This window comes from Roseovarius sp. D0-M9, from assembly GCF_037083805.1.
Taxonomy (GTDB): Bacteria; Pseudomonadota; Alphaproteobacteria; order Rhodobacterales; family Rhodobacteraceae; genus Roseovarius.
In genome coordinates, this window is the sequence record NZ_JBAPKZ010000022.1 from 1 (window position 1) to 25,544 (window position 25,544).

At 62.0% G+C, this 25,544-nt stretch carries 21 protein-coding genes; 4 read left to right on the forward strand and 17 right to left on the reverse strand.

What is annotated here, in order from left to right; all coding sequences use genetic code 11:
* Positions 1–214 precede the first annotated feature (214 nt).
* Positions 215–445, reverse strand: a complete 231-nt coding sequence (locus V8352_RS14285; RefSeq protein WP_336424971.1) for a hypothetical protein — start codon at positions 443–445, stop codon at positions 215–217.
* 445 nt (positions 446–890) lie between these two features.
* Here V8352_RS14285 and V8352_RS14290 point away from each other — a divergent pair, with 445 nt between their 5' ends.
* Positions 891–1,715, forward strand: coding sequence for a helix-turn-helix domain-containing protein (locus V8352_RS14290; RefSeq protein WP_336424972.1), 825 nt, complete (start codon positions 891–893; stop codon positions 1,713–1,715).
* Between the two features lie 345 nt (positions 1,716–2,060).
* On the opposite strand, the gene prfB is transcribed toward V8352_RS14290, so the two are convergent.
* From prfB to V8352_RS14310, 4 genes are all read right to left on the reverse strand, one after another.
* Entirely contained in the window at positions 2,061–3,185 is a 1,125-nt protein-coding gene (prfB, locus tag V8352_RS14295) for a peptide chain release factor 2 (RefSeq protein ID WP_336424973.1), read from the reverse strand.
* A gap of 99 nt (positions 3,186–3,284) precedes the next feature.
* On the reverse strand, positions 3,285–5,801 hold the full coding sequence (locus tag V8352_RS14300) for a penicillin-binding protein 1A (RefSeq protein ID WP_336424974.1): 2,517 nt from the start codon (positions 5,799–5,801) through the stop codon (positions 3,285–3,287).
* Positions 5,802–5,813: 12 nt separating this feature from the next.
* Positions 5,814–5,939: a hypothetical protein gene (locus tag V8352_RS14305; RefSeq protein WP_336424975.1), complete on the reverse strand. Its 126-nt coding sequence runs from the start codon at positions 5,937–5,939 to the stop codon at positions 5,814–5,816.
* The gene (locus V8352_RS14310; protein ID WP_336424976.1) at positions 5,917–7,155 is read right to left on the reverse strand and encodes an N-acetylmuramoyl-L-alanine amidase; all 1,239 of its coding nucleotides are present in this window, start codon (positions 7,153–7,155) and stop codon (positions 5,917–5,919) included. Before V8352_RS14310 ends, V8352_RS14305 begins: the two co-directional genes overlap by 23 nt.
* Before the next feature lie 192 nt (positions 7,156–7,347).
* Between V8352_RS14310 and V8352_RS14315 the strand changes: the two genes are divergently transcribed.
* Positions 7,348–8,682, forward strand: coding sequence for a M48 family metalloprotease (locus V8352_RS14315; RefSeq protein ID WP_336424977.1), 1,335 nt, complete (start codon positions 7,348–7,350; stop codon positions 8,680–8,682).
* A gap of 50 nt (positions 8,683–8,732) precedes the next feature.
* Positions 8,733–9,536, forward strand: coding sequence for a DsbA family protein (locus tag V8352_RS14320; protein WP_336424978.1), 804 nt, complete (start codon positions 8,733–8,735; stop codon positions 9,534–9,536).
* A gap of 52 nt (positions 9,537–9,588) precedes the next feature.
* On the opposite strand, the gene ispG is transcribed toward V8352_RS14320, so the two are convergent.
* The 3 genes from ispG to hemA form a co-directional block, all read right to left on the reverse strand.
* Positions 9,589–10,722 (reverse strand): flavodoxin-dependent (E)-4-hydroxy-3-methylbut-2-enyl-diphosphate synthase, encoded by a 1,134-nt coding sequence (gene ispG / locus V8352_RS14325; protein ID WP_336424979.1) that lies wholly within the window; start codon positions 10,720–10,722, stop codon positions 9,589–9,591.
* 127 nt (positions 10,723–10,849) lie between these two features.
* Positions 10,850–12,130, reverse strand: a complete 1,281-nt coding sequence (locus V8352_RS14330; RefSeq protein WP_336424980.1) for a helix-turn-helix domain-containing protein — start codon at positions 12,128–12,130, stop codon at positions 10,850–10,852.
* Positions 12,131–12,242: 112 nt separating this feature from the next.
* Positions 12,243–13,466, reverse strand: a complete 1,224-nt coding sequence (gene hemA, locus V8352_RS14335; RefSeq protein ID WP_336425038.1) for a 5-aminolevulinate synthase — start codon at positions 13,464–13,466, stop codon at positions 12,243–12,245.
* A gap of 278 nt (positions 13,467–13,744) precedes the next feature.
* Between hemA and V8352_RS14340 the strand changes: the two genes are divergently transcribed.
* A complete protein-coding gene (locus V8352_RS14340) occupies positions 13,745–15,166 on the forward strand; it encodes a M20/M25/M40 family metallo-hydrolase (protein WP_336424981.1) in 1,422 nt (473 codons plus the stop codon).
* 189 nt (positions 15,167–15,355) lie between these two features.
* Here V8352_RS14340 and phoU read toward each other — a convergent pair whose 3' ends face one another.
* The 9 genes from phoU to V8352_RS14385 form a co-directional block, all read right to left on the reverse strand.
* On the reverse strand, positions 15,356–16,072 hold the full coding sequence (phoU, locus tag V8352_RS14345) for a phosphate signaling complex protein PhoU (protein WP_336424982.1): 717 nt from the start codon (positions 16,070–16,072) through the stop codon (positions 15,356–15,358).
* Between the two features lie 11 nt (positions 16,073–16,083).
* Positions 16,084–16,881, reverse strand: coding sequence for a phosphate ABC transporter ATP-binding protein PstB (pstB, locus tag V8352_RS14350; protein WP_336424983.1), 798 nt, complete (start codon positions 16,879–16,881; stop codon positions 16,084–16,086).
* Positions 16,882–16,909: 28 nt separating this feature from the next.
* The gene (gene pstA, locus V8352_RS14355) at positions 16,910–18,214 is read right to left on the reverse strand and encodes a phosphate ABC transporter permease PstA (protein ID WP_336424984.1); all 1,305 of its coding nucleotides are present in this window, start codon (positions 18,212–18,214) and stop codon (positions 16,910–16,912) included.
* A 13-nt stretch (positions 18,215–18,227) separates the two neighbouring features.
* Positions 18,228–19,604: a phosphate ABC transporter permease subunit PstC gene (gene pstC / locus V8352_RS14360; protein WP_336424985.1), complete on the reverse strand. Its 1,377-nt coding sequence runs from the start codon at positions 19,602–19,604 to the stop codon at positions 18,228–18,230.
* Between the two features lie 71 nt (positions 19,605–19,675).
* A complete protein-coding gene (locus V8352_RS14365; protein ID WP_336424986.1) occupies positions 19,676–20,713 on the reverse strand; it encodes a substrate-binding domain-containing protein in 1,038 nt (345 codons plus the stop codon).
* 316 nt (positions 20,714–21,029) lie between these two features.
* Positions 21,030–22,049: an ACR3 family arsenite efflux transporter gene (gene arsB, locus V8352_RS14370; RefSeq protein ID WP_336424987.1), complete on the reverse strand. Its 1,020-nt coding sequence runs from the start codon at positions 22,047–22,049 to the stop codon at positions 21,030–21,032.
* A gap of 4 nt (positions 22,050–22,053) precedes the next feature.
* Positions 22,054–22,395 carry an ArsR/SmtB family transcription factor gene (locus tag V8352_RS14375; RefSeq protein ID WP_336424988.1) on the reverse strand — a complete coding sequence of 114 codons (342 nt, stop codon included), beginning with the start codon at positions 22,393–22,395 and terminating at the stop codon, positions 22,054–22,056.
* Positions 22,396–22,741: 346 nt separating this feature from the next.
* The gene (locus V8352_RS14380) at positions 22,742–24,745 is read right to left on the reverse strand and encodes a Hint domain-containing protein (protein WP_336424989.1); all 2,004 of its coding nucleotides are present in this window, start codon (positions 24,743–24,745) and stop codon (positions 22,742–22,744) included.
* 195 nt (positions 24,746–24,940) lie between these two features.
* On the reverse strand, positions 24,941–25,462 hold the full coding sequence (locus V8352_RS14385; RefSeq protein WP_336424990.1) for a glutathione peroxidase: 522 nt from the start codon (positions 25,460–25,462) through the stop codon (positions 24,941–24,943).
* Positions 25,463–25,544: the final 82 nt, after the last annotated feature.

The following is a 25,544-nucleotide window of genomic DNA, read 5'->3' on the forward strand; positions in this document are numbered from 1 at the left end:
ATGGCACGCGCCAGCTATCTGGGGAGCGCACGTGCCATGGCGCTTGGCACCCCGCCACTGGCCTGGTTTTGCGCCGCCACGTGGCCGGTTTTGTCTCCGCCGTTGACACCGAAGCGACGCGCATTCTACAACACATCTGGTAAGGGGCTTGCAACAAATGGGCCCGCCCTCTCACATCAAGATTCCCCTACTTTCACCTGTGAGCGTTCGGCTCTCAGGCATAGGCCGCCACACGTGCCTCGCGCAGTGGAATGACATTGGCGCCATGATCGCGGTTGACCATGCGGCGCGGCGCCCCTTGCAGCACACCAAGCCGCGCGCCGGCCTTCTTCAACTCGCTCGTAAGGCTTGGATGGCTGCGCTGGGTGATCAGACGCGGAGTGTCGGCCAGGCGCATGTCGCCGCCATCGCGCAGATCGAACTCCACCAGATCGCCCGCTGTCATTGCCGCATCAGCGCCTTCGGCTCCGCGGTAAAAGGCCAGATCACCGTGGTCCTCACACCAGATAACAGCGCGATTTTGACGTTGATCTGTCCAAAGAACGACTCCATACATTTAGCTATCCCCAATTGCCTTGCGTGAGCGCCGCCTTATCGGCTGCTGTTTCCCAAGTCCCGGTTGCCGCACCCTTGGTGCATTTCCCTTGACCTGGCTCACGAACCAAGATGTCGTTTTCGAGCGTCGGAGGCCATGTTTGAATCGGGCGTAAACGAGGTCTATTTGTGTCATAACATGTAAAATCTGACGCTGAATAGCGTCACGTTTCGTGACAATCAATCTGAGGTATGATGTAGTGCAAACTGCCGGGCCATTTACACCAAACGGGCTATGACGACCATGAACCACCCACAGCTTCAACGCGACTTGCGCCTTTTCTGAGGACGCAGCATTGACGCCCCATACCCATAAACCGTCCTCCGCGACAGAGACCCACCCAGCCCAGTTGCGCGCGATCTTCGGCGACAACCTGCGCAGACTCAGCGCCGAATACCCTTCCGTGGCCGAGCTTTGCCGCGACCTCGGAATCAATCGCACGCAGTTCAACCGCTACCTCAGTGGCGAAAGCTTTCCACGCCCGGACGTCCTGCACCGGATATGCCAGTTTTTCGGAACAGATGCGCGCATTCTGCTCGAGCCGGCAGGCGACCTCAAATCGGCCTCCTTCGATCTGCTCAGCCACCCGGCCGTCGCCGGCTTTTTCGGCTCCGAGCCCGTGTCAGTCCCCGAAGAACTCTTTCCAAGCGGAATCTACCGCTTCGTGCGGCGCAGCTTTGTCGATGAAACGCTGTTCGTGCGCGGGCTGGTGTATATTCACCGCAAGGATGGATACACCTTTCTGCGCGGCAGCGAGCCGCTGGATGCGCTGCGACGTCAGGGCCTCTCAACAGCCCGGCGGGACCGCGAGTTCAAGGGGATCGTGATGCGCCAGGAGGAGGGAATTTTGATCCTCGTCACCCATCGCAATTCCTTGGCCTGCTCGTTCAACTTCCTAGCGCCCGAGACATCGTTTCAGTCAAATCTTTGGGAGGGCTATGTGACGCGAACGGTTCGCGAAAAAATCACCGGAATCCGCGCCGCCCGCATGGTGTACGAGCATCTGGGCCGTGACACAGGCGCCATTCTCGCCGCTGCACGCGGCAAGGCCCTGCTGAGCATCGATGAGCTGCCGCCATTCCACGCGCGACTGCTGCGACTGGATCAGCCGTTCCGCTAGCGGCACGATAATGCTCCTGAGTGCCCGCCCCGCGCAGGATCAAAGCACGTCGCCTTATTCTCGCGCGCCGTCCAAATCTGGGTGGAATGGCGCAGCCCTCGACCGCGCGGTGACCAACGCATGAACGAGGCAGTCGTCACGGATGGACAAGCGGACCGAGGCCTTAGCCTCATCGCATCAGCCGACCTGAACAAACCAGCCCTTCCCTTCATGCGTGGCCTAGGGGCTTACGTCTCACGGAAAGGGCACAGATCAAAGGCGAGCGCGGTTCGCAATCCTGCCACATCCCGGCTTTCATTGTTCCGAAAATACTCAGAACCCGCAGCTCAGGGCTAGGCGCGGCGCTCAGTCGCCTTGCGCCTCCGCCCGGCTCTTGCCACTCACATCCATTGCCAGCGTAGCGGCCATGAACTGGTCCAGATCACCGTCCAGAACGCCCTTGGTATCCGACGTCTCGACCTGAGTCCGCAAATCCTTGACCATCTGGTAGGGCTGCAAGACGTAACTGCGGATCTGGTTCCCCCATCCGGCATCCCCCTTGGCATCATGCGCCTCGTTGATGGCAGCGTTGCGGCGGTCCAGCTCTAGCTGGTAGAGGCGCGATTTCAGCGCCTTCATGGCGATATCGCGGTTCTGGTGCTGCGATTTTTCCGAGCTGGTCACGACGATTCCGGTCGGATGGTGTGTGATACGCACCGCGGAGTCGGTCGTGTTGACGTGCTGGCCACCCGCGCCCGAGCTGCGGTAGGTGTCAATGCGGATGTCGGCGGGGTTCACCTCGATCTCGATATCGTCATCGACCACGGGATAGACCCAGACCGAGCTGAAGGAGGTGTGCCGCTTGGCCGCTGAATCAAACGGGCTGATCCGCACGAGGCGGTGCACGCCACTTTCCGATTTGAGCCAGCCATAGGCGTTGTGTCCGCTGATCTTGTAGGCAGCCGACTTGATCCCGGCCTCTTCGCCCGCACTCTCGGATTGCAATTCAACGGTATATCCGCGCTTTTCGGCCCAGCGGACATACATCCGTGCCAGCATGTTGGCCCAGTCGCAGCTCTCGGTGCCGCCCGCCCCCGCGTTGATTTCCAGAAAGGTGTCGTTGGCGTCCGCCTCACCGTTCAGCAGCGCCTCCAGCTCCTTGGCGGCGGCGCGTTTTTGCAGCGCCTTGAGCGCGGTCTCGGCCTCGGTGATGACATCCGCGTCACCCTCGGCCTCGCCCATTTCGATCAGTTCGACGTTATCCGAAAGCTCTTGGTTGATGTCATCATGCGTCTTGAGCGCATCCACCAAAGCCTGGCGGTCGCGCATCAGCTTTTGCGCCCTCGTGGGATCATCCCAAAGCGTTGGATCCTCCACACGCGCGTTGAACTCCTCCAGCCGGTGCTGAGCCGTTTCCCAGCCCAGGCGCTGGCGAAGCAGCTCGAGCGATGTCTGGATCTCTTGGGTGATATTCTGAATTTCAGCGCGCATCTGGGCCTTCCTGAGTGGTCACCTGCCTGATACCGCAGCATCGGAGGGCGGGCAAGCCGTGGCGGCCTGCCTGCCCCTTGTTGACGCAATGTGGAACAGTCAATACAGCCCGCCCGAACTCATCGAGCCGAAAGTGGCCCGGTCGCCAACCTGGCCGGTCTCGCCACTGGAGGTGGTCACGTCGCGTACCTGCTCGCCCTGCCCCTCGACATAGAGCTCCAGGTCGTCGCCCATTGCAAAGCCGCCATCGAAGGCAAGACCGAACATCGGATCTTCACCGTCGCGGAAGTATTCGGCCACGACATTTGGACCGGAGGCATCATCGGCCAGACGGGCGCCGGTAAAGCGATCAATCTTGATGAAGTGCCCGCCGGGCGGCACATCGAATTCGCCGCCACCGTATTTTGCCGTCGCCTTTTGCATGAACTGGGTAAAGACCGGCCCGCACATGCCGGCGCCATAAGCGCTCCGTCCCAGACTGCGCGGCTGATCATAGCCGATATAGCAGCCCGCGACGATATTGCTGGTAAAGCCGACGAACCAAACGTCGCGCGCGTCATTGGTCGTCCCGGTCTTGCCCGCGACGGGAACCGACAGGTTCACATTGCCTGCCGCCGTTCCGCGCTCCACCACGCCCTCCATCATCGAGGTCAGCTGGTAGGCTGTGATCGCGTCAATCACGCGTTCGCGGTTCGACACGATGCGCGGGCTGCGACCCGGCGAAATGTTGGGATCGTCACAATCGGTGCACGCGCGCGGATCGTGGCGATAGACCGTGCGGCCATAACGGTCCTGCACCCGGTCCACCAGTGTCGGCTCGACGCGTTCGCCGCCATTGGCAAACATCGCATAGGCCGCAACCATGCGATAGACGGTCGATTCCTCGGACCCCAGCGCATTGGCCAGATACGGACCCATGCTGTCATAAACCCCAAACCGCTCGGCATAGGAGGCGACCGTGTCCATCCCGACCTCTTGCGCGAGGCGGATGGTCATCAGGTTGCGCGATTGCTCGATGCCAGTCCTGAGGGGCGTCGGCCCATAGAACTTGTTCGACGAGTTCCGCGGCCGCCAGAGGCCGTCCGGCGTATCCACCTCGATCGGCGCATCGACCACGACGGTTGCCGGTGAGTAGCCGCTGTCGAGGGCCGCCGCAAAAACGAAGGGCTTGAAGCTTGAGCCGGGCTGGCGCTTGGCTTGGGTCGCGCGGTTGAAGACGGAATCCTGATAGGAAAAACCACCCTGCATCGCGATCACGCGGCCAGTGTTCACGTCCATCGCCATGAAGCCGCCCTGCACCTCGGGCACCTGCCTCAGCGACCAGCGGACGAACGCACCGTCCTGGCTCATGCGACGCACATGCACGACGTCGCCGACATCAAAGGTTTCCTGGAAATTCCCTGGCAGCCACGAGATGTCTTCGCGCGGGATCACATGCGGCGCGTCATCGGCTTCCTCGACCCCCTCGATGCCGATGCGCATCTGCTGGTCCTCGATCCCGAGGATGACGGCGGGATACCACTGGCTGCCGAGTTCGACGTCGCGGGCGATGTCGACATCGGACAGCGCCTCGCGCCATGCCTCTTCGCTCTCAAGGACTTCGGCGGGCAGCGTCTTGCCCGTGCCGCGCCAGCGGCCCAGATTGCGATCGTATTCCTCCAGCTTGCTTTGGAGGGCCACCGCCGCCTCGGCTTGCATTTCTGGGTCGACCGTCGCACGCACACTGAAGCCACCGGAAAAGAATTCGCCCTCACCGAAATCGCGGCTCAGCTGGCGGCGGATCTCGTCGGTGAAATAGTCGCGCGGCGGCAGGTCGGCCGAGAACGGTTCGAAATCTCCGCTCTGTACGCTGCGCAGGGGCTCCGCCACTTCGGCCTCATAGACGGCCTGCGTGATATAGCCGTTCTGCTGCATCTCGCCAAGCACGTAGTCGCGGCGCGCCAGCAACCTGTCGTGGTTGCGCACCGGGTGAAAATTGCTGGGCTCGGCGGGCATCGACGCCAGAACGGCCACCTCGTGGGGGGCCAATTCCTCGAGCGACTTGTTGAAATAGGTCTGCGAGGCGGCGGCAACGCCATAGCTGTTCTGCCCAAGGAAAATCTCGTTGAGATAGAGCTCGAGGATCTTCTCTTTGGTCAACGCCTCCTCGATGCGCGTGGCAAGGATGATCTCCTTGATCTTGCGCTCTATCCGGCGATCACCCGACAAAAGGAAGTTCTTGACCACCTGCTGCGGGATCGTGGAGGCGCCGCGCACCCGGCGACCGCGCGTCTGGATCGCCTCATAAACGGCGGCTGCAATGCCGCGCGCGTCATAACCGCCATGGGTGTAAAAATTCTTGTCCTCTGCGGAAATGAACGCCTCCTTGACCAGCGCCGGGATCTCGTCGGCGGGGGTGTAGAGGCGTCGTTCGCGACTGAATTCGTCGATGATGCGGCCCTCACCCGAGAAGATGCGGCTGATCGTCGGGGGGGTGTAATTGGCAAGGCTCTGGTGCGACGGCAGATCCCGGCCATAGATGTAGAAGATCGCGCCAATGCTCAGCGCAACCATCATGATGCCCATGGTGATCAGGCTGAAGATCGAGCCAAAGAATATCAGGATATGTCGAAGCACACGCGCCCCTTCTCAGACGGAATAGCCGCCCGTATATGCGCCGCCGCGCTCGACGTCAAAACACAAGCGCGCCATCGCTGGGCCAAGATCCGCGCATTTGCTGGGCGCGCCTGCGTCATTGGCGCACCAGATCTGCATTGGCCTCATCCGCGATCATCCACGCGCCGATCCCGTCCGCGATCGCCTGCGCCATGCGCCCGCGCCATTTGGGGTCGATCAGATTGTCCAGATCGCGCCCGTTCGACAGAAACCCCAGCTCAAGCAGTAGCGACGGAACATTCGGCGACTTCAACACCGAGAAGCTGGCGGTGCGAATGGGCTTGGAATTGGTTGGCAGCCCCTCCTCCTCGAGCCCGATCAAGAGCGCACGCGCCAAGAGATCCGAGCGCGGCTGTGTCTCCATTCGGGCCAGATCCATCAGCACATCCGCGACCACATCGTCCGTGCCGCTCAGGTCGAGGCCCGCCAGCATGTCGGCGCGGTCATGCCGCTCGGCCAGCGCGGCACTCGCGGCATCGCTGGCCTCATCGCCCAGCTTGTAGAGGGTGGCCCCCTGCGCGCGTCCCGCGCCCAGCGAATCCGCATGCAGCGACAGAAAGAGATCCGCATCGGCACCATGCGCGATCGCCACCCGCCGCTCAAGCGAGACAAAGCTGTCATCGTCGCGCGTCATGACGACGCTGACATCGCCGCGCCGCAAGAGGGCCTCCTTCAACTCGCGCGCAAAGCTGAGCATCACGTCCTTTTCCAAGACCTCGCCCTCGCCCGCACCGGGATCAATGCCCCCATGACCGGGATCGAGTACGACCACCAGATCGGCAGTCGCCTTGGCCTGCACCTTGGTGCCCACATCCGCCGGCTCAGGCAAATCCCAGCCGGTCTGATCGGGCACGCCCGCCCCGGCAGCAAAGGCCTCGGGGGTGGTCCGCTCAAGCAGCAAGCGCAGGTTCGAGCCTGCGGAATTCGGATCGCCCGTCAGCCCCGCCTGCGCAAGGGCGTATGGCCCGGCCAGCGCAAGCACCATGCGCGACCAGCCCGGACGAAACCCGCCGACGCGCGCCGAGGTGACAAGCTCGGTCTGGACCAGTTCGGGGCCAAGTGTGCCCGCCCAATCCACCTCGCGGAAATCGACGACGATGCGCGGCGGCGCATTAAGGGTGAAGATGCGAAACGGCACCCCTTGGCTCAGCGCCAGATCGACCTGGATCGCGCCCCGCACCTCGGTGATCGCGCTGGCGTCTGCATCAAGGCGGGCCAGCGCGCCAAAATCGCCCTGCTGCGCGGCGGCGTCAGAGCCGCTACTTATCCCGGTGGCGGCAACAGCAAGCGCGAGCGCAAGGATCCAAGAGTTCATCGTCAAAAAGGCCCAATTCCCAGCGCCACCCTGCGGGCGCCATTACGACTGGTTCTAGCACCTGAAACGCCCGGCGCCCAGCCCATCACGATCAGCGGAGCATGGTCGTCGGGGGGTTGATGCAAGCGGCGGTTTGTCCCTACTGTGAACGGGTCTTTCGCGCTTTTTCACGCCCATTCACGAGGTTCGCCCATGCGCCACCTTCGCACGTTCCCGGCCTGCCTCGTGCTTGCCCTGTGCCTTGTTGCGACCACCCTCGCGCAGCCTGCGCGCGCGGTGACGCTGCTGCGCGATCCCGATATCGAACACGCGCTGGGACAACTTGCCGCGCCAATCCTCCAGGCGGCGGGTCTCAATCCGGCGCGCACCGATGTGCTGGTCATCGACGACCGCTCTCTCAATGCCTTCGTGGTCGACCGCGAGACGATCTTCATCCACTCGGGCCTTCTGCTGAAGATGGAGACGCCCCAAATGCTTCAATCGGTGCTGGCCCATGAGGCCGCACATATTGCCAACGGCCATCTGGTGCGCCGCCCGCAAAACATGCGCAACGCGCGCACGGCGGCGGGGCTCGGCATGGCGCTGGCTGCCGCGGCGGGCGCGATCTCTGGCAATGCCTCCGCCGCCGCGGGGATCGCGGCGGGTGCGCAAGGCACCGCCACGCGGCTCTTGTTCGCGCATACCCGCGCCGAGGAAAGCAGCGCCGACAGCGCAGGCGTGCGCTACATGGTGCGCGCGGGGCGCGATCCGTCGGGCGCGGTCGCCGTCATGGACATCTTTCGCGGCCAAGAGGCGCTATCGGCGGCGCGGCAGGATCCTTACGCACGCACGCACCCGATGTCGTCGGACCGCGTGCGCGTGCTCAAACGCCTGACCGCCGCCTATGAGGGCAAGACGCCGCCCTCCAACTCCGATCTTTATTGGTTCGCCCGCGCCAAGGGCAAGCTTTCGGCATTTCAACGCAGTCCGAAATGGACGATCAACCGCGCCGGAGAAGGCGGCTTTGCCGATGTTGGCCACATGCGGACGGCTGTCGCGTGGCACCGGCAGTCGAATTTGCAAAAATCCATCGCCGCAATGGACCGCGCCATTGCCGCGCGTCCGAATGATCCATTCTATCACGAGCTGCGCGGCCAGATCCTTATGGAAAACCGACAATTCGGCGCCGCCACGAATGCCTATGGCACCGCCGTCAATCTGGCACCGAACCATCCGCTGATCCTGGGCTCCTACGGGCGCGCACTGGTGGCGCAGGGGCAACATGGGCAGGCGCTTCAAGTGTTGGAGAAAGCTCGCTCACGCGATGGGCGCGATGCCCGCGTGATGCGCGATCTGGCCGTGGCCTATGCCAAGTCAGGACAGAACGGTATGGCCTCGCTGGTCACCGCCGAGCGCTATGCGATGATTGGCCGGCTGGATGATGCCGAGATACACGCCACGCACGCCTCTGGCCTGCTGCCAAATGGCTCGGGCGGTTGGCAACGCGCGCAGGATGTGCTTTCTGCCGCCAAAGCCGCGCGCCGATAACCCGAGATGCGCCGAACCACCATGACTTTCACCCTACGGAGACCATGCCGATGAACCGCACCGCCATTCTGACCGGGGTCGGCGTGATTGCCGCCGGATCCGCACTGACCGCGCTGCTCGCGCCGGAGACCACCCCTGAACCTGCGGCCCCTGCGGCACAGGAGGAAAGCCAGGCCGCACCAGCCGCCGCGGCGACGGAGGATGCCGCCTTTGGAGCGCGCGTGCGCGACTACCTGCTGGAAAATCCCGAGGTCATCTTCGAGGCGGTTGCGATCATGGAGCAGCGCCAGCAGGATCTTCAGAGCGCCAACGACGGGGATCTGATTTCGCAGAACGCCGACGCGATCTTTGATGACGGTCATTCATGGGTCGGCGGCAACCCCGAGGGCGACGTGACCATCGTGGAATTCATGGATTATCGCTGCGGCTATTGCCGACGCGCCTTTCCCGAGGTCGAAGAGCTGATCGCCACGGACGGCAATATCCGCATCATCGTCAAGGAATTCCCGATCCTGGGCGAGGAATCGACCATCGCCGCGCGCTTTGCCATCGCGGCCCAGCAGCAATTGGGCGACGAAGCCTACAAGGCGATCCACGACGCGATGATGACCTACAAGGGCGACATGGCCATCCCTGCCCTCACGCGCCTTGCCGAGGCACTGGAGCTGGACGCCGAGGCGATCACCGCGCATATGGACGACGACGCTGTAAGCCAAGTTATTGCCGAAAATCAGGCGCTTGGCCGGGCTCTCCAGATTTCGGGAACGCCATCCTTCATCATGGAGGACCAGATCTTGCGCGGGTATATCCCGCTGGCGGGGATGCAGGAGATCGTCGAGGACATCCGAGGCTGAACCGCGATCATTGTGCCTGCGCGCCTACCCTGCGCGCAGGCTACTTGGCCGCTTACTCAGTGGCAGCCACTTCTGTGGCCGCGCCTGCCTCGATTTCGGCGGCGCGCTTTTCCACCTGCTCGACGATATGCTCGATCATCTGCTCGTTGCTCAGCTTGTGGCTTTGCTTGCCCGCCAGATAGACCATGCCCGAGCCTGCCCCGCCGCCGGTAAACCCGACATCGGTCATCAGTGCCTCACCCGGCCCGTTGACCACGCAGCCGATGATGCTCAGGCTCATGGGCGTCTTGATGTGCTCCAGTCGCTGCTCCAGCGCCTCGACCGTCTTGATGACGTCAAAGCCCTGACGCGCGCAGCTGGGGCAGCTTATGATGTTGACCCCCCGGTGGCGCAGTCCCAGGGACTTCAAGATTTCAAAGCCCATCTTGACCTCTTCGACCGGATCGGCGCTGAGGCTCACGCGGATCGTGTCGCCGATCCCGGCCCAGAGCAGATTGCCCATGCCGATCGCCGATTTGACCGTGCCACTGATCAGCCCGCCCGCCTCGGTGATGCCAAGGTGAATGGGCGCGTCGGTTGCCTCGGCCAGTTGTTGATAGGCGGCGGCGGCCATGAAGACGTCGGACGCCTTCACACTGATCTTGAACTCGTGAAAGTCGTTATCCTGCAAGATGCGGATATGCTCCAGCCCGCTCTCGACCATCGCGTCGGGGCACGGCTCGCCGTATTTCTCCAGCAGATGACGCTCAAGGCTGCCGGCATTGACCCCGATCCGGATGGAACAGCCGTGATCGCGCGCTGCCGCGATCACATCGCGGACGCGGTCGGGGCTGCCGATGTTGCCAGGATTGATGCGCAGGCAGGCCGCACCCGCCTCGGCGGCCTCGATGCCGCGTTTGTAGTGAAAGTGGATGTCGGCGACGATGGGCACGGGCGATTCTGCCACGATATCCTTGAGCGCCTTGGAGGACGCCTCGTCAGGGACCGACACGCGCACGATGTCGGCGCCCGCATCCGCCGCCGCCTGAATTTGCGCGACGGTGCCCGCGACATCCGTGGTGGCGGTATTCGTCATCGTCTGAACCGAGATCGGCGCGCCGCCACCCACGGGCACGTTGCCGACATGGATCTGGCGGCTCTGGCGGCGCTCGATGTTGCGCCAGGGGCGTATGGGATTCAACGACATATGGGACGGTCCTTCCTTCGACGACGGGCGCCGCCGGGCTTGCGTTCCTTCTACAAGTAGGACGGTTGCTACCGGGCTTCAATCGCCAAGCGGCGCTTGCCGCCTTCTGGGTGGCCTGCCCTGTTGCCTACTCGGTCGGTTGGGGCGCTGCGGACGCGCCAAGATCGGCACTCAGCTCGGCCACATAGCGTTCCAGATCCGCGTCCTGCGCAAGATTTGCAACGTCGAACGTGCCGGTCAAATCAGAGGGCGCCAGCGCCAGATTGGATGTGACAGCGCCGCGCGGACCGGCGGGGCCATAGTGCTGGCCTGCAACCTTGAAGTAGATCGCCCCGGATTCGCCCACACGCAGCGTCGGCGGCACTTCGGTCATCGGCACGTCATAGGTGTCCCCACCATTCATGACCCCCTCAAAGATCGTGGTGCCATCAGCGCTGCGCACACGCACCCATGCGGGGCGAACGGCCACCATCTGAACACCGCTGGGCGTCTCTGCCACGACCTGTAGACTGACCTGTGGGCCGACTTGGGGGCTGATGACGGATGCGATGGCGGCATCAATGGCGCTCGGCTCAAGTTCAGATGGCTCTGATGGCTCGGCCGAAGCGACCGAGACGCCGGGCAGCGTGCCGCCCTGCATCGGGTCAAGCGTGGATATAGGTCCGTCACGCGCCACCAGCACCGGCAGATCCAGCGCCTCGGGACGATAGAGCCGGTCGAGTGTTTCACTTTCCGGGGCGGCCATGCCAGCGCGCTCCGCCACATTCGTTTCCGAATCGCTGGCCGTGCGGGTCGTCTCCACACCGTCAAGTGGATCAAGGTCGGCCAGAACGTCGGGCGTATTTTCAACAGGCACGACCTGCACGCGCTGTACCTCGTTCAAAACACTCCAACCACCATAGCCAATGGCCCCGATCAGCGCGACCAGAACGGCGACTGACCCGATGGCACCCGGCTCAATCCGGCTGAAAATGCTCTCGGATGCAGGGATGAAAGGCGTGCTGGGTGCTGTCAGGCGCGCATCGCCGCGTCCCATCGGACGGGGCATGGGCATATCGCTCCGCCGCACCGAGGAAGCGGCGGCAGACATGCCATGCGCGATGGAAAACCCGCTTTCGTTGCAGAATGTCGCAAAGGCCCGGTCTGGATCCATATTGAGGTAGCGCGCGTAGGAGCGCACGTAGCCGGGGATAAAGCCGGGCGTATCAAAGGCATCGGGGTTGGCATTTTCGATGGCCGCGACGTAGCTGGCCTTGATGCGCAGCTCGCGCTCGACGTCCAGCAGCGATTTGCCCATCGTGGCACGCTCGCCGCGCATGAGATCGCCCAAGCGCAGATCGAAGGAGTCAAAGCCGCGCGGCTCTGCCTCTTCTACGGTGTTCTTTCGCGAAAACCGGCGCAAAATCATGCAAACTGCCCCTCAGTGCCCACAAGCGCTGTGTCGAATGTCCCGATTCGACCATGCTCTTTGTTTTCAGGCAAGCTAGCACACCGCAATAGCGTTTGCATCAATTAGGCATCTACGCGCTCAACTCGGCGCGATTTAGCGCACATTGGCTCCACAGTGCGTCCATCGCCGAAACCAGATGATCCATCTCTGCCGGGCCATGCACGGGCGACGGGGTAAAGCGCAAACGCTCGGTCCCGCGCGGCACGGTGGGGTAGTTGATCGGCTGCACATAAACACCATAGCCCTCAAGCAGCATGTCACTGAGTTGCTTGGTATGTTTGGGATCTCCAACGATCACCGGCACGATGTGGCTGCCATGATCGATCAGCGGCAGGCCCATCCCCTTGAGGCGCAGCTTGAGGATCTTGGCTTGCGTCTGGTGGCGCGTGCGCAGGGTCTGATCGGTCTTGAGAAACGCGACACTGGCCGCCGCGCCCGCTGCCACGGCAGGCGCAAGCGAGGTGGTAAAGATAAAGCCCGGCGCATAGCTGCGCACCGCGTCGCACATGCGCGCCGAGGCGGCGATATACCCGCCCATGACTCCATAAGCCTTGGCAAGCGTGCCGTTGATGATGTCGATGCGCTGCGCAAGGCCGTCCCGCTCGGTCACGCCGCCGCCCCGCGGGCCATACATGCCCACCGCATGAACTTCGTCAATGTAGGTCAGCGCGCCGAATTCGTCGGCGGCATCGCAGATCGCCTCGATCGGGCCGAAGTCGCCATCCATCGAGTAAACGCTTTCGAAGGCAACCAGCTTGGGCGCCGCCGGATCATCCGCAGCCATCAGCTCTCGCAGATGGGCGACATCGTTATGGCGAAACACCCGCTTGGCCCCGCCATTGCGGCGCACGCCCTCGATCATTGAGGCGTGATTCAGCGCATCGGAATAGATGATCAGGCCGGGAAAGAGCTTGGGCAGCGTGCTGAGCGTGGCGTCATTGGCGATATAGGCCGAGGTAAAGAGCAGCGATGCCTCCTTGCCATGCAAATCGGCCAGCTCGGCCTCGAGGCGCTTGTGATAGACCGTCGTGCCCGAGATGTTGCGCGTGCCGCCCGACCCTGCACCGGTGGCGTCTATCGCCTCATGCATCGCAGCCAGAACCACCGGATGCTGGCCCATGCCAAGGTAATCGTTGCCGCACCAGACCGTGATGTTGCGCTCGGTCCCGTCCGCGTCTGTCCACGTCGCATGCGGAAACTGTCCGCGCCGCCGCTCGATGTCGATGAAGGTGCGATAGCGACCCTCTTCGTGCAGACGGCCAAGGGCCTCGTCCAGCTTTGCGGAATAGTCGATGCGCAGGTCCAAGTCGGATCCTTTCCTGGGTCAAGCCCGCCGCGCTCTGACGCCGTCATCCGGCATCGTGCTCTAACGGGGGCCAGCCGCGTCCTTGCGCGGCGCCTGAGATAATGAGGGTGATATAGGCCCCCGCTTTTCGTTGCAACAGGGTACAAAATGACGCGCCAGAGGCGCTTGATCCACATCAACAAACACACAGTTTCCGCCCACTGGCTGGACAGCGCGCCCCGCCCTGTTAGGGTCGCGCCAATCCCCAGCCAGCGAGGTCCGCGCCCATGTCTCCGACGACCGCACAGAATGCTCCCTTGAATGACGTTCTCACCCGCATCGACGCCGCGATGCCCGAGACGGTTCAGCGCCTTCTGGAATTTCTCGCCATCCCTTCGATTTCGACCGATCCGGCCTACGCCGACGCGTGCCAGGAGGCCGCCGACTGGCTGGTGGCCGACCTGCACAGCATGGGTATCACCGCCGAAAAGCGCCCGACGCCCAAGCACCCGATGGTCGTCGCCCATGCCGGGCAGGATGCGCCCGAAGGTGCGCCGCATCTGCTGTTTTATGGCCATTACGATGTGCAGCCGGTCGATCCGCTGAAGCTCTGGGCGCGCGAGCCCTTTGACCCCGCGGTCGAGCAGACGCCCAAGGGCGAGGTCATTCGCGGGCGCGGCACCAGTGACGACAAGGGACAGCTGATGACCTTTGTCGAAGCATGCCGCGCATGGAAGGCGGTGCACGGCACCCTGCCCTGCCGCATCACGTTCTTCTTCGAGGGCGAGGAAGAATCGGGTTCGCCCTCGCTGGTGCCGTTCATGCAGGAAAACGCCGAAGAGCTGCGCGCCGACATCGCCCTGATCTGCGACACCGGACTTTTCCAGTCGAAAACCCCCGCCATCGTCACCATGTTGCGCGGCATGGTCAGCGAGGAGGTCACGATCACCGGCCCAGACAAGGATCTTCACTCGGGCTTTTTCGGCGGCATCGCGGCCAATCCGATCCGCGTGCTGGCGGGCGTGCTGGCGGGCCTGCACGATGAGACGGGCCGCGTCACCCTGCCCGGCTTCTACGACGGCATTCCCGATCTTTCGCCCGAGGTGCGGGCACAATGGGAGGGGCTTGGCTTTGATCACGCCCGCTTCCTTGGCGACGTGGGCCTCAGCGAACCGGCGGGCGAGGAGGGGCGCATGCCGCTGGAAATGATCTGGTCGCGCCCGACGGCTGAGGTCAACGGCATCTGGGGCGGCTATACCGGAGACGGCTTCAAAACGGTGCTGCCCAGCGAGGCGAGCGCCAAGATCAGCTTTCGCCTTGTTGAGGGGCAAGATCCGTCAAAGGTGCGGGACGCCTTTCGCGCCTACGTCACGGAGGCGCTGCCAGCCGATTGCACCGCCGAGTTCACCGCGCATGGCAACAGCCGCGCAGGTATAATGGATATCTCGGATCCCGCCTTCGAGGCCGCGCGCACCGCGCTGTCGGATGAATGGCCCGAAGAGGCCGCCTATGTCGGCTGCGGCGGGTCGATCCCCATCGCGGGGCATTTCGGCGAAATCCTCGGCATGACGGCCATGCTGATCGGATTTGGCAAGGATGACGACGCGATCCATTCGCCGAACGAGAAATACGACATGGAGAGCTTTTACAAGGGCACGCGCAGCTGGGCGCGTATTCTGGATGCGATCAGCAAGAAAGCGGCGGCCTAATGGCGTTGCGCAAAGCGCAGGTCAAACTGCGAAGAGAATGCATGCAACCCCAGCTCGGTGCGCCCGCCGCAGATGGCATTGGTGCAAGCGCAAGATGACGCGCGACCTGCCGAGACCATCTTCGGCGAGGGTTTCTCCTTGCGCAGGCCCGTCCCCGACACCCGGCCGGGGAGGGTTGCATCGCTGCCTTCAATCAACGCTTTCCTGCGGTTTCAGCGATGTCTGGTCGAGTTTTGGGCGGTCATCATCGGGTAGCTCGCCCGTCACCAGATAGATCGTCTGCTCCGCTATGGCGGTTGCGTGATCGCCGACACGCTCGATATTCTTGGCGATAAAATGCAGATGCATCCCGACGGCGATGTTGCGGTGATCTTCCATCATGTGGGTCAGAAGCGACCTGAAGAGAGTGTTGTAGATCTCGTCGGCTTCCCGGTCCCGCTCGATGATTTCCCCGGCCTTCGCAACATCGCGCTGGATGTATGCGTCGAGGGCATCATCGACCATCGCTTCGACGAATTTCGACATCCGGCCAAGCGCCGCCCGCGACTCGATGATTTCGCCGCTGCCTGCCATCGCAATCGTGCGCTTTGCCATATTCTTGGCGTAGTCGCCGCAGCGCTCGAGGTGCGAGCTGATCTCCATGACGGAGAGCACCGTGCGCAGATCGCCCGCCGTCGGCGAGCGCAGCGCAAGAAGCCGGGCCGCGTCCGACTTGACCGCAAAATCCAGCTCATCAATGGTCTTGTCACCCTTGCGGACACGCTCGGCCTGATCGACATCGCCGGCCTTCAGGGCGGCTGACGCATCCGACAGCGCCTTTTCGACAAGACCGCCCATCTTCATGACAGTGGCCTGAATGCTTTCAAGATCCCGGTCAAACGAGGATACAATGTGCTTGTCACTCATCGCTCTGGTCCCTACCCGATCCGGCCGGTGATATAGCTTTCGGTGCGGCTGTCCTGCGGATTGGTGAAAATCTGATCCGTCGTGTCGAACTCCACCAGATCGCCAAGGTGGAAAAACGCTGTCTTCTGGCTGACCCGCGCGGCCTGCTGCATGGAGTGCGTGACGATGACGACCGAGTATTCCTGGCGCAGCTCGTCGATCAGCTCTTCGACCTGAGCCGTGGCAATCGGGTCAAGCGCCGAGCAAGGCTCGTCCATCAGCAGGACTTCGGGCTCCGTAGCCACGGCCCGTGCAATGCAAAGGCGCTGTTGCTGGCCGCCGGACAGGCCCGTGCCGGGCTGGTCCAGACGGTCCTTCACCTCGTTCCAGATGGCACCGCGGCGCAGGGCGCGCTCGACGATTTCGTCCAGATCAGTCTTTGATTGCGCCAGCCCGTGAATGCGAGGCCCGTAAGCCACGTTGTCGTAGATGGATTTGGGAAACGGGTTCGGCTTTTGAAACACCATGCCCACTTGCGCCCGCAACTGCACGGGATCGACGGACTTGGCATTGATGTCATTGCCGTCCATTTCGATCTGACCGGTCACGCGGCAAATGTCGATGGTATCGTTCATGCGGTTCAGGCACCGCAGGAACGTGGATTTTCCGCAGCCTGACGGGCCGATGAAGGCCGTCACGGTCTTGTCCGAGATATCGACGTTGACATCCTTGATGGCGTGCGTGTCACCGTAATAGACGTTGACGTCGCGCGCTGTGATTTTGATATCTGTCATCTTTACGCCCCGTTCGATCTTTCTCATGTCATTCATGTCATTAATCCTTTGTTGTGCGGGACGCTTACCATTTGCGTTCGAATTTCTGCCGAAGGTAGATTGCGATGCCGTTCATAAGGATCAAGAAGCTCAGCAACACCAGGATAGCTGCCGAGGTGCGGGATACAAACCCCCGCTCGGGACTATCGGCCCAGATGAAGATCTGTGTCGGAAGAGCTGTTGCGCTATCGAACGGAGTGGATGGAGCCGAGGTGATGAAGGCATTCATGCCGATCAGCAGCAGCGGCGCCGTCTCGCCAAGGGCCTGTGCCAGACCGATGATCGTGCCGGTCAGAATGCCGGGCATCGCCAGAGGCAGCACGTGCTGGAACACGACCTGATGCTTGGACGCGCCAACACCAAGGGCGGCCTCGCGGATGGAGGGCGGCACCGCCTTGAGGGCGGCCCGCGTTGCGATGATGATCGTCGGAAGCGTCATCAAGGCCAGCGTCAGCCCCCCCACGAAGGGAGCGGAGCGCGGCATGCCGAACCAGCCGATGAACACGGCCAGTGCCAGAAGGCCAAAGACCACCGAAGGCACAGCCGCGAGGTTGTTGATGTTCACCTCGATGAAATCGCTCATCTTGTTCTTGGGCGCGAATTCCTCAAGGTAGATTGCGGCCCCGATCCCCAGCGGAAAGGAAATCAGGAAGCAGACCAGCAGCGCCCAGAAGGAGCCGACAATCGCACCCTTCAATCCGGCCAGTTCCGGGAAACGCGAGTCCGCGTTGCTCAGCAGTCCGATGTTGAGGGGCTTGGTTATCAAACCCAGCTCCTCCAAACGGTCGAAGCGGTCAATCGCCGCATCGTTCAGGCGGCGAAACTCCTCCCCCGAGTCCCTCTGAACAAGACCCTTGGCCAGCTGATCGTAGGTGTCGGCCGTCGGCACATTCAAGGAGATGGTCTGACCGATCAGGGAGGGATCCGCCACAACCATGTCACGCAACTCGAATTGCGCGCCATTCGACAGGATCGACGACACTTCGCGTGCGTCTTGCCGGTCGGACATGTCCACGTCGGGGAAGTACTGCCCCAGCGATGTGCTCAAGACCTCCCGAAATCCACCACGCGGCAGATTTTCGGCGGGCACTTCTTCGGGATCGATGAAAACCTCGATCTCCAGATGCGTCTGCGTGAAGGCATGATACCCGGTTCCGACAAGCGAGCCGATCAGGATCAGCAGCATCGTGATCGCGAATGTGATCGCCGCGATACCGAACCCCTGCAGGATGACCTGCTTGCGATTGCGGCGCGCAAGGCTGTTGCGAACCGCCTCGGTGGTTGCGTTTGCCGGACGAGGCCCGGATGGATCTGATGTGTAATCGGTCATATCTGCGCGCGCCTCAATCGTAGATTTCGCGGTACTTGCGGACGATCCGCAGTGCCAGAACGTTGATCAGCAGCGTCACAATGAACAGCATCATGCCCAGTGCGAACGCCGCCAGTGTCTTGGGGTTGTCAAAGGACGTATCGCCGATCAGCAGCGTTACGATCTGCACCGTTACCGCAGTCACGCTATCCAGCGGGTTGATCGTCATCTTTGCGATCAGGCCAGCGGCCATCACCACGATCATCGTCTCGCCAATGGCCCGGCTGACAGCCAGCAGGACACCGCCCACGATGCCCGGAATGGCCGCAGGAAAGAGAACGTTCAGCATGGTTTCCGCCCGCGTCGCACCCAGCGCGAACGCCCCGTCCCGCAGGCTTTGCGGGACTGCGGACAAGGCGTCATCGGCAAAGGACGAGATGAACGGGATCAGCATCACACCCATGACGCTGCCCGCTGCAAGCGCGGTGTTGGGTGCCACATCAAGACCGATGCTCTGCCCGAACTGGCGAATGGCAGGCGCGATGACGAGGATCGCGAAAAAGCCGTAAACCACAGTCGGAACACCGGCGAGGATCTCCATGATCGGCTTGATGACCTTGCGCACCTTGCGCGGTGCAAACTCGTTGAGATAGATCGCGGTCAGCAGGCCAACAGGCACAGCAACCGTCAACGCGACGGTCGCGATCACGATTGTCCCCAAGAAGACGGGCACGGCACCAAAGGCCCCTTCGGCGGCGATCTGATCTTCGCGGATCGGGATCTGCGGCTCCCAGCTTGTGCCAAAGAGGAACTCGGTGAAGGGCACCATCGAAAAGAACTTGATCGTCTCGAACAAGAGCGCCGCAACAATGCCAACGGTGGTAAAGATCGCGACAACGGAACAGAAGATCATCAGGCCGGATGTGATCTTTTCGACCTGCTGGCGCGCGCGAAACTCCGCTGCAACGCGGAGGCGGGCAAAATACAGCAGCGTGGCAGCCAGAACCACGACAAGGCCCAGCATGAGGGCCGTGGAAAGACTTTGATATGTGACCAGCCGATCAACGGCTGCGAGTTTCCAGTCTTCGGGCGTGCCGAAGACGGTGCCCCTGCTGATCGACTTGATTTCAGCCAGGATCAATTGAACTTCGCCCGTGCCCAAACCATCCAGCGTGCCGCTGGGCAGGCTGGCCATGACAATCCGGTCGATGACCGGGCCCTGAAACACCAGCCAAGCCAGCAAAAACACGAAGACCGGCACAAGGATCGTTAGTGCAGAATACAGCCCGTGGAAATTTTCTAACGAATGCAGGCGCGTGCCCCCAGCCCTGATGGCCTGTGCCGCCCGCCGGTTGATCATGTAGCCGACCAATGTGGCAGCGAATAAAACGAGAAAGGCCGCGAGGGTCATGTTATCGCCCTTGATCTAAGTGACAAAAAGCTGCCCGGGCGTGAGCCCGGGCAGCCTTGCAAGACGAGGTCTTACTCAGGTGCTTCCATGGTCGCGCCGTTCAGAACATTGTCCTGCACGGTTGCGCGACGCTCGTCTCCAAGTGCGACCATGCCGCGCTCGGTCAGATACCCACCGGGAGCCATTGCGTCTTCCGACATGTACTCTTCGAGGAACTCGTTGAGGCCGGGGATCACGCCGCGGTGCGCGTTCTTGACGTAAAAGAACAGCGGGCGCGACACGGGGTAGTCACCCGAGGCGATGGTTTCGGCATCCGGCCCAACGCCATCGATGGTGACGGCTTTCAGCGTATCAAGGTTCTCGTAGAGGAACGAATACCCAAAGATGCCCAATGCATTCTGATCGGAATTCAGACGCTGAACGATCAGGTTGTCGTTTTCACCGGCTTCGATGAAGGGGCCGTCCGTGCGCATGCGCGAGCAGTTCTCTTCGACCCAGTCACCATCATAGTCACCGTCGGAAACGAAGGGGAGATCTTCGCAGCCAGCATGCATCGCCAGTTCGACAAATGCGTCACGGGTGCCGGATGTCGGCGGCGGTCCAAGAACGATGATCTCGGTTTCGGGCAGACGCTCGTCGATTTCGGACCACATGGAATAAGGGTTCTCACCCCATTCGCCGTCGACGGGAACTTCGGCGGCAAGCGCGAGGTAGATTTCAGCGAGGGAAAGATCCCAATCGAACTCGTTCGCGCTGGAAATCGCGATGGACAAGCCGTCAGAACCGATATTGGCCTGTGTAATGTCCGTCACACCGTTCTCGACACACAGCTCGTACTCGGACGGCTTCATGCCGCGCGATGCGCCGGTGATGTCGGGATGTGCTTCGCCGATACCTTCGCAGAAGATCTGCATGCCGCCACCGGTGCCGGTGGATTCGACGATCGGCGAGGGGTTGCCGGTATTGTTGGCAAACTGTTCTGCAACGGCTTGGGTGTAGGGGAACACGGTGGACGAGCCGACGATGCGGATTTCGTCACGTGCAGCGGCTGAAGTGGCGGACACGGCGGCAAGCGCCAGCGCCGACACGGAAAGCTTGGTGAAAGACATATTATCTCCTGGTTTGCATAGCAGGCCGGAGCAGTCGACCTGCTAACGGGGGTTAACCCGATTCCATGATGCTTATGCAAAAGTTAGATGACAGTTATGTAACAACGGAGGTGTCTGATCGTCGATTTCTTGAAAAACGGCGAAATTTTCAGGTTTCATAAGATCCCGCCGGGGAAATTGGCCGGTAATGGCCTGCCCGCACTGGCAGGCGGAGCAATTATGCCCCGGTTTCCGCCACGCAGCATAAAAACGCCACAGCCCTCATCGGGGCCTCAGCCTTGTTACAAACAGCCCTGCCACGCCCCCTGCATGGGGCTCATACCGGGAAGCTTTTGCGTGTGCGATTGGCAAACCAGACAAGGGACAGCATCACCGGCACCTCCACCAGCACCCCAACCACCGTGACAAGCGCCGCGCCCGAATTCAGGCCGAAGAGCCCGATTGCGACGGCCACCGCCAGTTCGAAGAAGTTGGACGTGCCGATCAGCGCGCAGGGCGCGGCCACCTTGTGCGGCACGCGCCACCGCCAGGCCCAGAAATAGGCGATGGCAAAAATGCCGTAGGACTGGATCAGGATGGGCGTCGCCAGAAGCAGGATGAGGAAAGGCCGCTCGAGGATGATATTGCCCTGAAACCCGAACAAAAGAACGACCGTCAGCAGCAGGCCCAGAACCGACGCGGGCTTGACCCGCGCGGTGAACCGCGCCACCGCCTCTTCGCCGCCCTGCCCCATCAGCCGAGCGCGCGTCATCATTCCCGCCGCCAGCGGCAGCACGATATAGAGCACGACCGACAGCACCAATGTCTCCCACGGCACCGACAGGTCCGTCACACCCAGCAGCAACGCGACGATGGGCGCAAAGGCGAACACCATGATCACGTCGTTCAGGGACACCTGCACGAGCGTGTAATTTGGATCCCCCTTGGTCAACTGGGACCACACGAACACCATCGCCGTGCAGGGCGCCGCCCCCAGCAGGATCAGCCCCGCGATGTATTGGCCCGCGTCAGCGGGGTCGATCAACCCGGCAAAGACATGTTCGAAGAAGAGCACGCCGAGGGCGGCCATGGTGAATGGCTTGACCAGCCAGTTCACGACAATGGTGATCACCAGCCCCTTGGGCCGCTTGCCGACACCCTTCAGCGCGCCGACATCCACCGCGACCATCATCGGATACACCATGGCCCAGATCAGCACCGCAACGACCAGATTGACCGACGCATATTCAAGCCCGGCCAGAAACGCAAAGACGCCCGGCAGCAGATTGGCCAGCACAATGCCCGCGACGATGCCCAGGCCGACCCAGAGCGAAAGATAGCGTTCAAAGAAGGGCATGGGATTATCCTTGGTCAGATTTTGGGGTTATGCACAGCTGGCTCTCAGGGCACATCGGCCTGAACTCCTCGATCAGCGCCGAAAGCGTGTCCAACGCGCCGGGCGCCAGCGAATAGCACACGCGCGGTGGATCGATCTGGCCCTCGATCAGCCCGGCATCGCGCAGGATGCGCAGATGTTCGGACACGGTCGATTGGGCAAGGCCGACCGCATCCACGATGTCGCCGCCGATGCAGCCCGGCGTGCGCGCCAGAAGGCGCAGAATACGCAGACGCGCCGGGTGCCCAAGCGCCCTGGCCATGGCGGCTATCGCCCGATCCGACTGGTCCTGATCGGCGTCACACATCCCGCATCCCGCCTGCAAAATTCATATCGTCGTCTAGCGATATGAAGGGACGGGGCCAGACGCAAGGCGATTCATGATCAAGCCGCGCCCGGCCTCGGGACGACGATGATCCACCGCCCGGTTCCGGCATGGCCTGCCGGATCAGAAAACTCATGGATGTCTTGCCCGCTCAAGACGCGGCCCAGACACCCGGTTCTGGTCTTCTGCTAGGGCAAACTCTCGGCAAGGCGTATGTGGCCTGCAACGAACTTATCCTTGGCGACACGCCTCAAGCAGCTTTCGAGGAGTTTCACCGTATCGAATCCCTGCCGCGACGGAGGAAAAGCCACCCTTCCAAGCCAACAGATCACCCCTGCGCCCGTGCCAGCGCCCCTAGATGGTCTGGCAGTTGCCGGAACGCCGCAAAACCTCGGGCGGTCTGTCCATAGACCTCCGAAGGCCCGCCGCACAGCAGTTCGGGGAAAAGCACGCTGATCTCGGCGCGGGTATCAGGCGCAAGCGCGCCCAACGCTTGAGGGCCGGGATAAAAGCTCTCGGCTGGCGCGCCATTGGCAAAGATGATCTGATGCGCCTCGAACATCATGTGGTGATAGGTGATCCGCTGGCATCCGCGCATCACGCGCGCCTTGCCGCCGCGCAGCCGTGCAAGATGGGTTGCGCGCACCAATGTCTCATCGCCGCCCGAGGCCCGGAAAAGCAGACCGTGCTGGGGCGAGACGACCAAAGGCGTGTCTGCACCGATCAACTCCGGCGCGATGCAGACCGGCTTCAGCTTGGGGTTTCGGGCCATCTCCCGCTCCGGGACATGGCGCGAGCCGGTCCAGACGATCGCCTGGGGGCCGTTGTCACGCGTAATGACGCGTTCGCCGGGAGCAAGCCGCTCGATCGGCACTTCGCCCCGTTCGGTCAGAATGAGGGTTCCCGTGGCAAAACAGATGACGCCGGTGTTCTCGACCGTAAAGAAACTGCTGTCTGCGGATGCGCTGAGGAAGGTGATGCCTTCATTCGGTGCGAATTGAGTGTTGTCAGAATAAACGACGGCGTTGCCTTGGGTGTCGAACACATTGGACTGGTTCAGAACGCCGTCATCGGCCTGATCGGCCCAGAGTTCGAACAGGTGATCATAGTATCCTGACAGGTCGATCCGGTCATTGTTGCTGTTGTCGCCATCATTGAGCGTGCCCGAGTTGTCCTTGTTGAAATCGGTGATGAAATCCGACCCGCCGGAATAGACAAAGACATCGTCCCCGGTGCCACCGGTCAGCGTGTCATCCCCCGTGCCGCCGGCCAGCGTGTCGTCGCCATTCCCACCAACAAGGCTGTCATTGCCGCCTTCACCGCTAAGCGTGATGCCGATCGTAGCATCCGTGGCATCCAGCATGTCGTTGAACGCCGTGCCGCTGATATGCTCGAAGCTGGTGAATGTGCCGGTCGTATTCCCGGAATAATGACTGAACGTGCCCGCCCCATCGGGGCCGATGTCGACCTGCGCGCCATCGGTGCTCTGCCAGTTGTGAAAATCCAGGGTGTCGTTGCCCGCGCCGCCGTCCAGACTGTTGTCGCCCGCATTGTCCCACAGCCGCACAAGATCGTCACCGCCTTCCATGAAGACGGTATCATTGCCCGAGCTGAGGTCCACCATATCGGCACTTTCGCCCGCAAAGACGAGGTCATCGCCGATCCAGTCGTCGATCAGGTCGCCTCCTGCACCGCCGTAGATTGTGTCGTTGCCGGAATCGGCATTGATCGTGTCATTCCCGTCCCCGCCCAGGATGTAGTCAGCCCCCGTCGTGACAGCGTCACCTTGGGCATCGACATACCCGGAGTAGATTGAAATATCGTCGTCTCCAGACGTTCCGTCGACGACGGTCTTGAAATCACCGGCGACGCGATTGCCTTCCATGTTGGCGGTGTCCTCCAGGACGCTTTGCAGACTGAGCGACAGGATCGGCTTGGCCGTCAGCGCCGCTCGATCGGGATTTTCGGTCAGGTGAGGTGCGAGATACGTTTTGCCGTCAACGTCCTGAAAAACGATTGCGGTGATGTCGGCGGTATCGCCGTCCGCGTAGGTGATGACAGCATCATAAAGAGCAACCGCGTCAAAATACTGGGGCGCCGCGCCATCGATCCGAAAACTGTCGGCAAAAAACCAGTTGTTCGTGTCATACATCCCTGGCTGGCGCACGCTCAGGTTTTCGGCCGAAAGGGTCTGGACCTGCTCGCTCAGCGGGTCCGAAGGCGCGCCATAGGTGCCCAGAATGCCTGCTGCATTTTCCGAGGTGTCATTGCCCGCCTCAGTGTCGATGAGGGGCAGATTGCCCAGAAAGATGACATCGAACGTTGTTGGCATGGTGGGGTCCACTAATGACTGCAGCGCAGCAGCATTTGTGGAGGCACAATATTAAGAAAGCCGACTGCACCCCGGATTTAATGAGAACAATTCGCTCTTTCTGCCTGGCGCCAGTTCGGGCCAAAGACGACGGGCGAAGGGTGCGCGCAGCGTCCCGCGCGCGTCCTTTGGCGGCACATGTCCCACCCTTTCGCGTTACTCCAGAAGATCCTCGACTGCGCCGGTTATCTCGCCCGACAGCGGCGCGATGCCCGACCCATAGGTGGCGACCACGCTGCCGTCCGGGCCGATGAGAACCTTGTTGAAGTTCCAGCGCGGCTCAAATCCCGTCTCGCTGCGCAGCGTGGTGTAAAAGGGATGCGCCTGCGCCCCGGTCACCGGGGTGATTTCGGTCATGGGCATGTCGATGCCGTATTGCAGCTCGCAAAACTCCTTGACCTCTTCGTTGCTGGACAACTCCTGCCGGAAGTCATCCGACGGCACGGCAAGCACGACGAGGCCGCGCGCGCGGTAGCGGTCGTATAGATCCTGAAGGCCGCGATACTGCCGGGTAAAAGCGCAGCGCGACGCGGTGTTGACCACCAGAACGGGCTGGCCGCGCCACTGCTCCAGCGTCAGTGTGCCGCCATCGATCGAGGCGAAGGGCGCGCGCAGATCAACGGCATGGGCCTGCGTGCCAAGCATGAGCGCTATGGTCAGGATAATGGCGCGGATCATCTGCGGTGCTCCTCTGTCATATTAGATTACGGCCAAGTCGCGAACACGGATCAAAAATCATGCCGCGGCACGGCATAAGCCC

Bases quoted from the DNA above. Each gene is read 5' to 3' on its own strand.
- V8352_RS14285 (WP_336424971.1), bottom strand. From the start codon at position 445: ATGACAGCGGGCGATCTGGTGGAGTTCGATCTGCGCGATGGCGGCGAC.
- prfB (WP_336424973.1), bottom strand. From the start codon at position 3,185: ATGCGCGCTGAAATTCAGAATATCACCCAAGAGATCCAGACATCGCTC.
- V8352_RS14305 (WP_336424975.1), bottom strand. From the start codon at position 5,939: ATGCAGATCTGGTGCGCCAATGACGCAGGCGCGCCCAGCAAATGCGCG.
- V8352_RS14310 (WP_336424976.1), bottom strand. From the start codon at position 7,155: ATGAACTCTTGGATCCTTGCGCTCGCGCTTGCTGTTGCCGCCACCGGG.
- V8352_RS14315 (WP_336424977.1), top strand. From the start codon at position 7,348: ATGCGCCACCTTCGCACGTTCCCGGCCTGCCTCGTGCTTGCCCTGTGC.
- V8352_RS14320 (WP_336424978.1), top strand. From the start codon at position 8,733: ATGAACCGCACCGCCATTCTGACCGGGGTCGGCGTGATTGCCGCCGGA.
- ispG (WP_336424979.1), bottom strand. From the start codon at position 10,722: ATGTCGTTGAATCCCATACGCCCCTGGCGCAACATCGAGCGCCGCCAG.
- V8352_RS14330 (WP_336424980.1), bottom strand. From the start codon at position 12,130: ATGATTTTGCGCCGGTTTTCGCGAAAGAACACCGTAGAAGAGGCAGAG.
- V8352_RS14340 (WP_336424981.1), top strand. From the start codon at position 13,745: ATGTCTCCGACGACCGCACAGAATGCTCCCTTGAATGACGTTCTCACC.
- phoU (WP_336424982.1), bottom strand. From the start codon at position 16,072: ATGAGTGACAAGCACATTGTATCCTCGTTTGACCGGGATCTTGAAAGC.
- pstB (WP_336424983.1), bottom strand. From the start codon at position 16,881: ATGAATGACATGAGAAAGATCGAACGGGGCGTAAAGATGACAGATATC.
- pstA (WP_336424984.1), bottom strand. From the start codon at position 18,214: ATGACCGATTACACATCAGATCCATCCGGGCCTCGTCCGGCAAACGCA.
- pstC (WP_336424985.1), bottom strand. From the start codon at position 19,604: ATGACCCTCGCGGCCTTTCTCGTTTTATTCGCTGCCACATTGGTCGGC.
- V8352_RS14365 (WP_336424986.1), bottom strand. From the start codon at position 20,713: ATGTCTTTCACCAAGCTTTCCGTGTCGGCGCTGGCGCTTGCCGCCGTG.
- arsB (WP_336424987.1), bottom strand. From the start codon at position 22,049: ATGCCCTTCTTTGAACGCTATCTTTCGCTCTGGGTCGGCCTGGGCATC.
- V8352_RS14375 (WP_336424988.1), bottom strand. From the start codon at position 22,395: ATGTGTGACGCCGATCAGGACCAGTCGGATCGGGCGATAGCCGCCATG.
- V8352_RS14380 (WP_336424989.1), bottom strand. From the start codon at position 24,745: ATGCCAACAACGTTCGATGTCATCTTTCTGGGCAATCTGCCCCTCATC.
- V8352_RS14385 (WP_336424990.1), bottom strand. From the start codon at position 25,462: ATGATCCGCGCCATTATCCTGACCATAGCGCTCATGCTTGGCACGCAG.